A 13,602-nucleotide genomic window follows, 5' to 3' on the forward strand; every position below is an offset into this window, starting at 1 on the left:
GGGAGGCTGCCGTGACCGACGCCGCCGTCACGCTGGCGCTGCTGCTGGAGCGGGTCATCGACGGTGCCGCCGCACGCCCGGATGCGGAGACCACGGCCGCGATCCTGGAGGAAGCCCGCCGCTTCGCCGAGGCGCGGCTGGCGCCGCTGGCGGGCGTGGCCGACCGGGAAGGCTGCCGCCTGGAGGCGGGGCGGGTGCGCACCGCGCCGGGCCATGCGGCGGCCTGGGCCGAGTTCGCCGGAGCGGGCTGGGCAGGGCTGACGGCCGCCGAGGAAGCGGGCGGGCAGGGGCTGCCCCTGGCCCTGGCGACGGCGGTGCAGGAGGTCTTCGATGCCGCGAACCCAGGTTTCGGCATGCTGGCGCTCAACGCCCGCTGCGCGATCCGGCTGCTGGAGCGGCATGGCGAGCCGGGGATGCGGGAGAACTGGGTGCCGGCGCTCGCTTCCGGGCGCTGGGGGGCGACGATCTGCATCTCGGAGCCCCAGGCGGGTTCCGATGTCGGGCGCATCCGCACGCGCGCGGTGGAACAGGATGACGGCTCCTGGCGCCTGAGCGGGGAGAAGTGCTGGATCTCGTACGGCGACCATGATCTGGCGGAACGGATCGGGCATTTCGTGCTGGCGCGCATCCCCGGGGCGCCGGCCGGCACGCGTGGCCTTTCGCTCTTCCTTGTCCCCGACCGGCTGGAAGGAGGCGGGCGCAATGGCGTGGAGGTCCTGCGGATCGAGGAGAAGCTTGGCCTGCACGGTTCGCCCACCTGCTCCCTGTCCTTCGAGGGCGCGCGGGCCTGGCCCATCGGCCCGGCCGGGCGCGGGCTGCCGACCCTGTTCGCGATGATCCAGGCCATGCGTCTGGGCGTGTCGGCGCAGGGCGCGGCGGTGGCGCAGGCGGCCGCGACCCTGGCCGAGGCCTATGCGCGCGAACGCTTCCAGGGGGGCGATCCCGCCCTGCCGCCGGTGTCGATCACGCGCCATGCGGAGCTGCGCCGCCTGCTTCTGGAGATGCGCGTGCGGGCGGAGGGGACACGGCTTCTCGCCCTCCAGGCCGCGGCCTGGCTGGACGCGGGCGATGCCGGGGATGCGGCGGCCGCGGCGCGGGCGGCCATGCTCCTGCCGCTGGCGAAGAGCCTGGGGGCCGAGGCGGGCTTTGCCAATGCCGATGCCGCCATCCAGGTCCTGGGCGGGGCCGGCTATGTGCGGGAATGGCCGGCGGAGCGCCTGTTGCGGGACAGCCGGGTCTTCTCGATCTACGAGGGCACGACGGCCATCCAGGCGCTGGACCTGCTGCAACGCCGGGTGCTGGGGGAAGGGGGGATGCCGGTGCTGCGCGACCTGCTGGACCGGCTGGAACCCCTGGCCACGCTGTCCATGGCGGTGCTGGAGGCGGCGGCGGCGCTGGCGGAGGCTCCGGCCCGGAAGCGCGAGGCCGCGGCGCTGCCCTTCCTGCGCCTGCTGGGCCTGGCCTGCGTGGACGGGCTGCTGCGCCGCGCGGGCCGGCAGGCCGGTGCGCTGGCGGATCGCTATGAGGCCCTGTCCGGGTTCCATGGCGCCGGCGCTTCCGGGCAGGCCGCGTTGCTCGCCGCGCAGTGCGAGCGCGATGACCTCGATGCGGCCTTCGATCTGGTTTTCCCGGAGGCCGGAGCCCTGCCCGGCTCCTCGCGTGCTTAGGCTTGGCAGCGAAATGAACGGGGGATATAATCCCCTCCATTGAGAGCATTGTACAAGGCGCAACCATTGCGGGATTTCTCATCTGCGCGCGCCGGTTGCGACTAGGAGGGAGCGGGATCCATCCAGGCTCCTGACGGCCTGTGGCATCGCGCTCGCTCTCCTGCTGGCCGTGGCAGCCTTCATCCTGGCGAGGGATCTGCGCGCCCGCGCCATCGCGTCCGCCACGGAGGAACTGAGCCGGACGGCCCTGATGCTGGCCGACCAGTCGGAACGGATATTCCAGTCCCTGGACCTTGTCGAAGCCGGACTGATCGAGCAGATCCGCGCCCGCCCCGGGACGGGGACGCCCGAGGGGCTGGCGCAGCTCAGGGGTTCCGTGGAGCTGCACGAGGCCCTGCGCGAACAGGCCGGCCGCCTGCCGCAGGTCGAGACGATCGCCCTTTTCGACCACGAGGCGCGGCCGCTGAACTCCTCGCGGCTCTTCCCCGTCCCCGATGTCAGCTTCGCCGACCGCCGCTATTTCCAGGAGCTGTCGCGCCCGGACGCGCCGGACAGCCTGATCAGCGATCCGGTGTTGAGCCGAAGCACCGGGAACTGGACCATCTATGAGGCCCGGCGCCTGAAGAACCAGGACGGGGTGTTCCTGGGCTTCGTCATGGGCGCCATCCGCCTGAGCTCCTTCGAGACTTTCTACCGCGATGTCGCCAGCCATCCGGACGAGGCGATCACGCTGCTCCGCCGCGACGGCGTGCTGTTGGCGCGTCATCCCCCGGTGACCCAGCCGCATCCGAGGGATTTCCGGGATACGCTGGCCGGGTTGAGCCTGCCGGCCCCGGGGGAGGCGGCCGTGTTCTGGCTGCGCAGCCCTCTGGACGGCCGGGACCGCGTCTTCGCGGTTCGCATCCTGGAACACCTTCCGGTCATCCTGGCGGCGAGCACCACCGAGGCGGCGATGCTGGAGGACTGGCGGCATCAGGTGACGGCCCTGGCGGTCGGCACGCTGCTGCTGGAGCTGGGGCTGGCGGGGGTCGTCCTGCTGGGGCGGCGCCAGATGCGCGCGCATCTCCTGCTCGCTAGGGCGGAAGCCGCGGAGGCGAAGGCCGCCCATGACGCGGTCGAGGCGCAGCTGGCCCTGGCGCGGGAGCGGGAAGGGGCCGAGCGTGCGCTGCGGCTGCGGGACCTGCGCTTCGGCTCCGCGCTGGACAACATGATCCAGGGTCTCTGCATGGTGGACGAGGCCGGGACGGTGCAGGTGATGAATCCCCGCCTCCTCGCCATGCTGCGCCTGCCGCCGGACGAGCCTGTGCTGGGCCAGCCGCTGCGTCGGGTCGCGCGGCGCAGCCTCGCGCGGCGCGGACTCCGCCGGCAGGACGTGAGGTCGCTGGCGTCCTGGCTGCGGGCCAGGCTGGGGGATGGCCTGCCGCCGGAGGAGCAATCCTCCTTCACCTGGGTGCTGGCCGATGGCCGGGCCCTGTCCGTGCTCCTCCGCGGCATGGGCGATGGCGGCTGGATGGCGAGCCTGGAGGATGTGACGGAGCGCAGGCTGGCGGAAGCCCGCATCGTCCACATGGCGCGGCACGACCCGCTGACCGGGCTGCCCAACCGGACGCTGTTCGGCGAAAGGCTGCGGGAGGCAGTGGCGGGCGCGGCGGCCGGGCGGGGTTGTGCCCTGCTCTGCATCGACCTGGACGGCTTCAAGGAAGTCAACGACACGCTGGGCCATCCGGCCGGTGATGCGCTTCTCCGCATCGTCTCGGAACGGCTACGGCACCAGTTGCGCGAGGCCGATACCGTGGCCCGTCTCGGGGGCGACGAGTTCGCCGTGCTGCTGGCCGATGCGGGGCGGAGCGAGGCGGCCGTCCCGCTCGCGGAAAGGATCGTCGCGGCGCTCGGCCATCCCTATGACATCGGTGGCCGGCCGGCGACGATCAGCGCCAGCCTGGGCATCGCCATGCTCGCACCGGGAGAGGCCGGCGACGAGGAAACGCTGCTGCGCCGGGCTGACCTCGCCCTCTACCACGCCAAGGGTGCCGGCCGGCATTGCCACCGCCTTTTCGCTCCGTCGATGGAAACGGAGATCCAGCTTCGCCGGCAACTGGAGGCCGATCTTCGGCGCGGGCTGCGGGATGGTGAGTTTTTGCTTTATTATCAGCCGGTTTTGCGTGTTTCTTCGGGTGATGTGACAGGTTTCGAGGCGCTCCTGCGCTGGCGCCATCCGATCCGGGGCCTGGTCATGCCAGGGGATTTCATCGCCTTCGCGGAGGAAAGCGGCCTGATCCTGCCCCTTGGCGCCTGGGCCTTGCGGGAGGCCTGCCGGGAGGCGGCGGGCTGGCCGGACGGGCTCAAGGTGGCGGTGAATCTGTCGGCCGCGCAGTTCGGCCAGGGGCGTGCCCTGGTGGCGCAGGTCCGGGCCGCGCTGGAAACGGCCGGACTGCCGCCCACCCGGCTGGAACTGGAAGTGACGGAGAGTGCGCTGCTCGCCGATACGGCGGAAACGCTCGCGGTGCTGCAGGAACTGCGAACCCTGGGGATCGGCATTGCCCTGGACGATTTCGGTACGGGTTACTCCTCACTCAGCTACTTACGGAACTTTCCTTTCACGAAGGTTAAGATCGATCAGTCCTTCGTGCGGGAGATGGGGGAGCACCCTGACAGCGCCGCCATCGTCCATGCCGTGGTGGGACTGGGCCGGAGCCTGGGGATGCTGACCCAGGCCGAAGGCATCGAGACGGAGGAGCAGCGCCGGCTGCTGCTGGACGAGGGCTGCGACGAGGGGCAGGGCTATCTTTTCAGCCCGCCGCGCCCGGCCGCGGAGATCAATGGCCTGCTCGCGTCCTTCACCCGGAAGCGGGGCAGCGAGGCGGCCTGACAGCAAGGCATGACATGTCGGGCCGCCACCGCGAGGATGTCACGGCAGGGCGGCCACCTTCGCCCCGGCCGGCGGCGTGACGAGGGGCAGGGCGGAATCGATCACGATCATCGCCTGCCCGGCCAGGAGCGAGGGGCTGCGATCGGGCAGCAGCAGCGCCCGGAAGCGGATGTCCTCCACCGCCGCCCGCTCATAGTCACGGTCGATCACGCCGTGGCGGTCGAAGAAGCGGTTCAGTGCCGCCGGGATGCGCACGCAGCCCTGGCTGTCCGGCCGTCCCAGCCGCTGCTCCAGCCGGTCCGGGTCGGTGGCATGCATCTCCAGCCGGATGTCGCCCCGCTCGCGATCGGCCCGCCAGCCTTTCTCGGCCGATTGCCAGCCGAAATCCCAGACCCGCATGCCCTTCACGCCATAGCCGCGGATGTGGTTCTCGTTGAAGGTGCCCTGCGCGCGGAAGCCCAGGATGGCGTCCGTGTTGAGGAAGACGCCGACCGGCGTGATGTAGTGGTCGAAGTGGTTGGTCTCCCCGGTGGAGATCCGCGAACGGCCGATCACCGCCCAGGGGGCATCGGGCCGGGCCACCACCAGCCACAGGGTCTGCACGCGGGGGTTCCGGTCCACCACGACGGCCAGCTGCGGCCGGTCGATGGCGAGCCGGCCGCTGGCCGCCACCACCGCAGCGGCGCGTTGCGGCATCAGGGCCTCGCCCGGGGCCGCCGCTGTCAGCCGCGACGGCACCTCGCGGGCGAAATCCGCCCTGAGACGCCCGATCTCGGCTTCCGTGGCGGCAGCGGAAAGGGGCGGCTCCTCCGGCGGGACGGCGGGAGCCGGCATCCCGGGCAGCGGCACCGGGAAGGCAGCCGGGTCCGTTCCGGGCGGGAGCGGCGGGGAAGCGGCGGGCGGGGTCACTGTCGGAAAGCCCGGTGGCGCGGTTGCGACAAGGTCTCCGGAGGACTGCGCCACGGATGGCGTGCAGCCCGCCAGGGCGATCGCCAGCGCCCAGCCGAACGGAGGGCAACCCAGAGGGAGGCCCCGTGGGAGGCACCGTGGGAGGAGACTTCGCGAGCCGGAACCAGGCCGGGAAGGGGGGTGATGCGACGAGGTGGTCATCGACACTCGCTTGGCCGCCCGGATGCCGGACTGGCCTGTTGCAATGACCGTCACCCTAGCATCGCAGTCCCGGATTCCCTGGTCTCGCACAGGCGTTGAACACACTGTGATCCGGCGGCCACAGCCCGGCACCGGATCAGGCCGGCCGGCCGCCGCGCAGGACGAGCATGGTGGCACCGACGACCATGGCCGAGCCCAGAAGCACCTCCAGGGTGGGCGCGTCCCCGAACCAGAGCCAGCCGATGGCGATCGACCAGAGCAGGCTGGTGTACTGCACCGGCGCCAGCGCGGCGGCGCCGGCATAGGCGAGGGGGCGCATGATGAGGTACTGGCACAGGCCGGAGGCCAGGCCCATGGCGATCAGTCCCGCGAGGTCGGCGACTGACGGTGTCTCCCAGGAGAAGAACAGCGTCGGCAGCAGCAGCAGCGAGGACAGGGCGAGGAACCAGACCGCGACCCCGGCCGTGTGATCCGTCATCGACAGGGCACGGAGCTGGAGCATGTTGAGGCCGCCGATGCAGGCGGCCGCGAGCGAGAAGAGCGCGCCGCCTTGCGCCAGGCCGGTTCCGCCCGGCTGCACCACCACCAGGACGCCGGCGAAGCCCGCCAGAACCGCGATCCAGGACAGGAGGGAGACCTTTTCGCCCAGCAGGGGCGCCGCGAGCAGGATGACGACGAGCGGCCGCACGAAGGAGATAGCCGTGGCCTCGGCCAGCGGGATCAGCCGGAAGCCGATGAAGGACAGCATCAGCATCGCGGTCATGGTCAGCGCATGCGTCAGGTGCCGGGGCAGTCGCCTCGTCCGGAGCCGGTGCAGGCTGCCGGTCATCACCAGAACCACGATCAGCGGCGGCAGGGCGAAGGCATTCCGGAAGAAGACGATCTGGTTCACCGGAAAGCGGGCCGCCTGATCCTTGACCACGCCGTTGAGGATGGAGAAGAGCGCGATGCCCAGCAGCATGATCAGCACAGCCTTGCGCAGGTTCCGCTGGTCCGGTTCCGGGACGATGCCGGTGCGGATGGCGTCCCGGCCACGCGATCCGGGCGAAACGCCGCCCGCGGTGTCGGAAGCCTCCATGAGCCGGATCCTTTGTATGCGACGCGGACGCCCATGCCCGGCGACAGCGAATGATCGTTTGCGGGCGACTATAGGTCAGTGGAGCAAGCGCGGCAGGCGGTGGGGATCGACGGAAACGCCTTCCCGTGCAGGAATTGCCCGGAGTCAGGGCAGGCGTGGCGTGGGTGCCCGGACCACATGCAGCGAGGGGGGAGACAGTGGGAAAGACAGCCTCCCGTCTCGGGGCAAGTCCGTAAATTCGATAATATTTCTTATGTAAAATATGGCGCTTTTTCCAGTGCGCCGACATGGCCGGACACCCTCCGGGCCGCCGCTGCCATTCCTCCTCGGCGGCTTCGTGCTAGGCATGCCGCCATGCAGAAAGCCCCCTTCGCCTCGACCCTGTCGGTGATCGTCGCCCTGCTCGCGGGCTTCGGCCTGCTGCAGATGGGCAACACGCTGCAAGGCACGCTTCTGGCCGTGCGCGGTGGCATGGAGGGCTTCTCGCCCACGGCGATCGGCCTGATCGGCGGTGCCTTCTCCGCCGGGCTCATGATCGGCTCGCTCGTCGCCAGCCGGCTGATCCTGCGCGTCGGCAAGACCCGCAGCTTCGCCGCCCTGGCCTCGACGGCGTCGATGGTGCCGCTGATCCATCTGCTCTGGGTCGATCCCGCGGCCTGGGTCATCGCACGCATGCTGACCGGCTTCTGCTTCGCCGGCCTGTTCATGGTTGTGGAAAGCTGGCTGAACGGTGCCGCCGCCAACGAGGTGCGCGGCCAGATCCTGTCCATCTATGGCATGACCGGGCTGGTCGCGGGCGTGGTCGGCCAGCTCCTGCTGCCGGTCGCCGATCCTGGCGGCTTCGCGCTCTTCGCCCTGGTGTCGATCATCCTGACCATCGCCGTCCTGCCGGTCACGCTGTCCCAGGCCCAGGCGCCGCCGCTGCCGGCCCAGCCAGTGCGGATCGACCTGTTCAGGCTGCATGCGCAGTCCCCTTTCGGCCTCGTCGCGGCCTTCCTTTGCGGCATCAGCGCGGGTGCCTTCTTCGCGCTCGGTCCCCTGCTGGCGCAGTCCATCGGTCTGGAGCAGCAGGGCATCGCGATCTTCATGGCCGCCGGCGCCCTAGGTGCCGCGGCGATGACATGGCCGCTCGGCCTGCTGTCGGACCGGATCGACCGCAGGCTGCTGGTGGTGGCCATCGCGCTGATCGCCGTGGGCGTGCTGGGCGCCATGGCCCTGTTCACCCCCTCCGGTGCCTCGGCCTGGGTGTATTTCGGCCTGGTCTTCGTCTTCGGTGGCCTGGTGGTGCCGACCTACAGCGTGGTCCTGGCCCATGTGAACGATTCCGTGCCGCCGGAGGAATTCGTGGCGGCTTCCGGCGGGATGCTGCTTGTCCAGGGGGCCGGCGCGGCGGTCGGGCCGCTGGCGATCGGGGCCGCGATGTCCGCCTTCGGGCCGCGCAGCCTGCCCTGGATGACGGTGCTGGCGCAGCTGCTGATCGCCTTCTACGGCATCTGGCGGATGACACGCCATGCCGCGCCGGCGCGGAAAGAGGAGTTCCGCGTACAGTCGCCGACACCGGTGGGCACGGAGCTCATCCGCGTGTCGCAGGAAGCGGTGCGCTGAGTCGGGAAGGTGGCCCCGGCGGCCGGTTTGGCGGATAAGGCGCCGCCGCAATGGGGAGTCACGGCATGGTCCCGGATCGGAAGGATGCGGATGGGGAATCGCCCTGGGCGGAGGCCCGGGCGGCGCTCCCTGCCTCCTGGCGGGATGCGATCGGCGCGGAGTTCGATGCCGCCTATATGCGGGCGCTCGCGGTCTTCCTCCGTTCCGAGGCGGAAGCGGGCAAGACCATCTTTCCCCGGTCCGACCGGATCTTCGCCGCCCTGAAACGGACCCCGCTGGACGCGGTGAAGGCCGTCATCCTCGGTCAGGACCCGTATCACAGGCCCGGGCAGGCCATGGGCCTCTCCTTCTCCGTGCCGCCGGGCGTGAAGCTGCCCCCTTCCCTGCGGAACATCCACAAGGAGCTGGAAAGCGATCTCGGCCTCCGTCCGCCCTCCCATGGCTGCCTGACCGCCTGGGCGGATGCCGGCGTCCTGCTGCTCAACACCTCGTTGACCGTGGAGGAAGGACGTCCCGGCAGCCATGCCCGCTCCGGCTGGCACCGCTTTACCGACCATGTCCTGGCCGCCGTGAATGCGCGGTCCGTTCCCACGGCCTTCGTCCTCTGGGGCAATGACGCACGGCGGCGGGCACCGCTGCTGGATGGCAACCGGCACCTGCTCCACCAGTCGGAGCACCCCTCGCCGCTCTCCGCCTATCGCGGCTTCTTCGGCTCCCGTCCTTTCTCCAGGGTCAATGATTTCCTGGCCTCGAAGGGGCTGGAGCCTGTGGACTGGCGGCTGGAGCAGCACGATGCCGATGCGGCAGCGTCCCCGAGGCACGCCGCAGGCTGAAGCCGGCGCGTCCGGGGAAGCCCCGGGGTGGCGGGGCGCGTCGCACGCCGCCCCGCCCGTGCCCGTCAGGCGGCCAGCAGTTCCGCCAGGGTCAGCGCCACCACCTCGGTCGCCTTGCGCAGGTCACTGAGCGGCAGCCGCTCATCGGCGCGATGGGCATTGGCGTCCTCGATGGTCCGGGGCCCGGCGCCATAGAGCGCGGCGGGGATGCCATGGGCTGAGTAAAGGCGCGCATCGGTGTAGAGCGGGACGCCCTTGGCGGTGATCGGCTCGCCCATGACCTCGCTGGCATGGCGGCACAGGGCCTCGACCAGCCGCTCGCCGCCCGGCAGCGGCTTCAGCGGCTCGGCCAGCAGGATGCGGCGCACCTCGACCCGGGCCTTCGGGAAGGCCGCGGCGGCATCGGCGATGACCTGGCGCAGCTCCGCCTCCGCCTCGGCCGGGTTCTCCTCGGGGATCATGCGGCGGTCGAGCCGGAGGGTGACGCGGTCGGGCACGACATTGGTGTTGATGCCGCCCTTGATCAGCCCGACCGTGAGCTGCGGCGAGCCGATGCCCGTGATGGCGGAGGTCTTCGCGGCCAGCCCCTTCCGCCAGTCGTAGAGGGTGGACAGGATCGCCGTGGCGGCCTCCAGCGCATCCACGCCGGTGAAGGGCATGGCGGCATGGGCGGAACGGCCGTTCACCTCCACCTCCAGGTGCAGGCAGCCGTTATGGGCGGTGACCACGTTGTAGGAGAAGCCGGCGCTCAGCACGAGGTCGGGCTTCGAGATGCCTTCGCTCAGCAGGAAGCCCGGCCCGACCTCGCCGCCCGCTTCCTCGTCATAGGTCAGGTGCAGTTCCACCGTGCCGGACAGCGGTGCGCCCGAGGCTTCCAGCGCCCGGAGCGCCCAGACATAGGTGGCGAAGTCGGATTTCGACACGGCGACGCCGCGGCCATACATCCAGCCGTCCACCACCTCGGCGCCATAGGGGTCGCGGGTCCAGCCCTCGCCGGGCGGCACGACGTCGCCATGGGCGTTGAGGGCGATCACCGGCCCCTCCCCCGAACCGAGGCGGCGGCGCACCACGAGGTTGGTGACGCTGATCATGCCATGGGCCCGCACCAGCGCTTCCGGCACGGCGTGCAGCTCCACCTCGTAGCCGAGGGCGCGCAGCAGTTCCGCGGTGCGCTCGGCATGCGGTCGGCAGTCGCCCGGCGGGTTGTCGGAGGGCATCCTGACCAGTTCGGCGAGGAAATCCGCCTGGGCGCCCTGTTCCCCATCGAGGAAGGCGCGGATCGAATCCTGGTGGGACATCATGTTCTCTGGAAAGTCCGGGGTTGAAGGTGCTGCAAGGTTTCGAGGAGCACGCGCAGCGCGGCCAGGGCATCGGCTTCCGTGATGGCCTCGGCCGGATGATGGCTGATGCCGCCCTCGCAGCGAACGAAGATCATGCCGATGGGGCACAGGCGGGCCATGGCCAGCCCGTCATGGCCCGCGCCGCTCGGCAGGCGGAAAGGGCGGAGGCCGCAGCGGAGGCTGGCGCCTTCCAGCGCCTCGATCAGTGCCGGGTCGCAGGGGGCGGCGGCTTCGTCATAGGTTGGCCGCAGCGACAGGCTCACGCCACGGCGCGCCGCGATCGTGGACAGTTCGTCGCGCAACCGCCCGCATGCCGCGTGCCGCAGGGCGTCGCGGGGGCTGCGGATGTCGATGGTGAAGCGGGCGCCGGCGGCGATGACGTTCACGGCGCCGGGGCTGGCCGAGACCTGCCCGACCGTCGCGACGAGATCCGGCTCCTCCAGCGCCAGCCGCTCCACCGCCAGCACCATCTCCGCCATGGCCGCCACCGCGTCGCGGCGCAGATGCATCGGCACAGTGCCGGCATGGCCGGCGGTGCCGCCGATCTCGGCCACGAAGCGCGTGGCGCCGTTGATCGCGGTGACGATGCCGGTGGGCAGGCCCTCGGCCTCCAGCACCGGCCCCTGCTCGATATGGACCTCCAGATAAGCCAGAACCTGGTCCGGGCGGCGCGCCAGGGCGGGGATCGCCGCGGGATCGGCACCGAAACGGTGCAGCGCCTCGCGCAGGCTCACCCCTTCCGCGTCGCGGCTTTCCAGCGCCGAGGGGTCGAAGCCGCCCGCGACGGCGCGCGAACCGGTCAGCGTCACGGGGAAGCGCACGCCTTCCTCATCGCCGAAGGCCAGGACCTCCACGGCGAAGGGCAGGCGCCGCCCGGCGGCGTGCAGGGCCGCCACGGCCTCGATGGCCACCAGCACCCCGAGCATGCCGTCATAGCGGCCGGCATTGCGCACCGTGTCGATATGCGAACCGAGCAGCAGGACGGGCAGGCCGGGCTCCTGGCCCTCATAGCGGCCGATCACGGTGGCGGCCGCATCGAGCGAGACCGTCATCCCGGCTTCCCGCATCCAGGCTGCCACCTGCTCGGCGGCGGTGCGATGCTCCGGCGTGAGGTAGAGGCGGGTGAGGCTGCCCTCATCGGCTGAGAAGCGGCACAGCGCGTCCAGGCGCCGCATGAGCCTGGAACCCGGCGCGGGGCTGTCGCCCGGCCCGGCTGCCATCCTGCGTGCGATGTCCTGCCTCATGCCGGTCCCGGCCCCCCTGGCCGCGTCGCTCCGGGCGAAGCCTGCCCGATCCTTCACGGCGCGGCAGGTTGGACGAAAAGGCACGATAGGGCCAATATATTATCGGACTTGATCCAGTCGTTTTGCCTATTGATGGGCCAGCCCTTGCTGGCCGGGATGCCACCACATGGAATTGCGACACCTGCGCTACTTCGTGGCGGTGGCCGAGGCCCTGAGCTTCACCGCCGCCGCCGCCCGGCTGGGCCTGTCGCAGCCCCCGCTCAGCCAGCAGATCCAGGATCTGGAGCAGGAGTTGCAGACCCGGCTGCTGCGCCGGAACAGCCGGAGGGTCGAGCTGACCGATGCGGGGGAAGCCTTTCTGCTCCAGGCCCGCGCCATCCTCGCCCAGGCGGAGGAAGCGGCCGGGCAGGCCCGCGCCATCGGCCAGGGCCGGCGGGGCCGCCTCGACATCGCGCTGACGGGTTCAGTCCTGCTCGGGCCCCTGGCCCCGCTGGTGGCGGGATTCGAGGCCCGCTTTCCCGAGGTGGAGGTGCGCCTGCACGAGATGCCGCCCCAGGAGCAGCAGGAAGCCCTGCATGCCCGCCGCGTCGATCTCAGCTTCCAGCGCTGGCCACGCGAGGATGATGCGCTGGTCGCGGAGCGCGCCTGGGCGGAGGGGGTCTGCGTGGCGCTGCGCGACGATCATCCGCTGGCGGCGCGCGATGGCCTGCGCCTCGCGGAGCTGCGGGAGGAACGGCTGGTCTTCCTGCGGCTGCGGGATTCGCGCTTCGCCGCCTATCTTCGGGATGCCTGCATCGCGGCGGGCTTCACGCCCCGCATCTCGCAGCAGGTGGTGGAGGCGCATTCCCTGCCCAGCCTCGTGGCCGCGGGCTTCGGCATCGCGCTGGTGCCGGAAAGCGTGGCCCTGCTGTCGCGCCAGGGCGTCCTCTATCGCCCGCTGGCCGATGCGCCCCTGGTGGCGGATGTCCAGATGATCCGCCGGCCCGACCACAGCGCCGTGACGGGGCGCTTCCTGGATTTCGCGCGGGATTTCCTGGCCCGGCAGGTGCAGGGCCGATAGCCGCGCCCGGGGGGAAAGGCCCACCGGGCCCTTCCCTTGGCCCGTGCTCAGGCGGCGGTCAGGCCCGCGCCCAGGAAGCCGCCATCCACCGCGAGGACATGCCCCGTGATGTAGCTGGCATCCTCCGAGCAGAGGAAGGCCGCGGCCCCCGCCATCTCCTCCGGCTGCGCGTAGCGGCCCAGTGGCGTGCGCTGCGCCCAGCCGGCCCGGCTTTCCGGGGAGTGCATCCGCCGCACCAGCGGCGTGTCCACCGGCCCGGGCGCCAGGACATTCACGCGGATGCCGCTGGCGGCGAGATCGACCGCCATCACCTTGCTCAGCGTGACCACGCCGCCCTTGGAGGCGCCATAGGCGGAGCGGTGGAAGTTGCCGGTCATGCCCGAGACGCTGGCGATGTTCACGATGGACCCGCCGCCCCCCTCGCGCATCGCGCGGGCGCAGGCCTGCCCGACCACGAAGGTGCCGCGCAGATTGACCGCGACGATGCGGTCGAAGAGCTCGACGGGCGTGTCGAGGAAGTCCCGCTCCGTGCCGGTCCCGGCCGAGTTGACCAGGCAGTCCAGGCGTCCATGCCGGTCCATGACCTGGGCCACCAGGTCCCGCACCTGCTCCGGATCGGAGACATCCGTCCGCACGGGGTCGATGTCCTCGCCGGAGAGGCGCTCCGTATTGGCCGACAGGTCCGCGGCGATGACCCTGGCGCCCTCCTCCAGGAGGCGGCGCGCGATGGCATCGCCGATGCCGGAGAGCCCGCCGGTGACGATGGCGACCTTGCCTTCGAGACGGTTCCGCATGC

General features: G+C 71.1%; 10 protein-coding genes. 5 read left to right on the forward strand and 5 right to left on the reverse strand.

Features of this window, described 5'->3' with window-relative positions; genetic code table 11:
• The first annotated feature begins 11 nt into the window (after nt 1–11).
• Together RGI145_RS20075 and RGI145_RS20080 are read left to right on the forward strand one after the other, a co-directional pair.
• A complete protein-coding gene (locus RGI145_RS20075; protein WP_167668382.1) occupies nt 12–1,667 on the forward strand; it encodes an acyl-CoA dehydrogenase family protein in 1,656 nt (551 codons plus the stop codon).
• 169 nt (nt 1,668–1,836) lie between these two features.
• On the forward strand, nt 1,837–4,536 hold the full coding sequence (locus RGI145_RS20080; RefSeq protein ID WP_156878697.1) for a bifunctional diguanylate cyclase/phosphodiesterase: 2,700 nt from the start codon (nt 1,837–1,839) through the stop codon (nt 4,534–4,536).
• Between the two features lie 39 nt (nt 4,537–4,575).
• Here RGI145_RS20080 and RGI145_RS20085 read toward each other — a convergent pair whose 3' ends face one another.
• On the reverse strand, nt 4,576–5,370 hold the full coding sequence (locus RGI145_RS20085; protein WP_237183338.1) for a hypothetical protein: 795 nt from the start codon (nt 5,368–5,370) through the stop codon (nt 4,576–4,578).
• Nucleotides 5,371–5,782: 412 nt separating this feature from the next.
• Entirely contained in the window at nt 5,783–6,724 is a 942-nt protein-coding gene (locus tag RGI145_RS20090) for a DMT family transporter (RefSeq protein WP_075800321.1), read from the reverse strand.
• A gap of 354 nt (nt 6,725–7,078) precedes the next feature.
• Between RGI145_RS20090 and RGI145_RS20095 the strand changes: the two genes are divergently transcribed.
• Nucleotides 7,079–8,329 (forward strand): MFS transporter, encoded by a 1,251-nt coding sequence (locus tag RGI145_RS20095; protein ID WP_075800322.1) that lies wholly within the window; start codon nt 7,079–7,081, stop codon nt 8,327–8,329.
• A gap of 65 nt (nt 8,330–8,394) precedes the next feature.
• Complete coding sequence (ung, locus tag RGI145_RS20100) at nt 8,395–9,162, forward strand: uracil-DNA glycosylase (protein WP_075800323.1); 768 nt, start codon at nt 8,395–8,397, stop codon at nt 9,160–9,162.
• Between the two features lie 65 nt (nt 9,163–9,227).
• On the opposite strand, the gene RGI145_RS20105 is transcribed toward ung, so the two are convergent.
• Nucleotides 9,228–10,463: an ArgE/DapE family deacylase gene (locus RGI145_RS20105; protein WP_075800324.1), complete on the reverse strand. Its 1,236-nt coding sequence runs from the start codon at nt 10,461–10,463 to the stop codon at nt 9,228–9,230.
• Nucleotides 10,460–11,746, reverse strand: coding sequence for an allantoate amidohydrolase (locus RGI145_RS20110; RefSeq protein ID WP_335740097.1), 1,287 nt, complete (start codon nt 11,744–11,746; stop codon nt 10,460–10,462). Before RGI145_RS20110 ends, RGI145_RS20105 begins: the two co-directional genes overlap by 4 nt.
• Before the next feature lie 166 nt (nt 11,747–11,912).
• Here RGI145_RS20110 and RGI145_RS20115 point away from each other — a divergent pair, with 166 nt between their 5' ends.
• On the forward strand, nt 11,913–12,806 hold the full coding sequence (locus RGI145_RS20115) for a LysR family transcriptional regulator (protein WP_075800326.1): 894 nt from the start codon (nt 11,913–11,915) through the stop codon (nt 12,804–12,806).
• A gap of 47 nt (nt 12,807–12,853) precedes the next feature.
• Here RGI145_RS20115 and RGI145_RS20120 read toward each other — a convergent pair whose 3' ends face one another.
• Nucleotides 12,854–13,600, reverse strand: a complete 747-nt coding sequence (locus RGI145_RS20120; RefSeq protein ID WP_237183340.1) for an SDR family NAD(P)-dependent oxidoreductase — start codon at nt 13,598–13,600, stop codon at nt 12,854–12,856.
• Nucleotides 13,601–13,602: the final 2 nt, after the last annotated feature.

The organism is Roseomonas gilardii, from assembly GCF_001941945.1.
GTDB lineage: Bacteria > Pseudomonadota > Alphaproteobacteria > Acetobacterales > Acetobacteraceae > Roseomonas.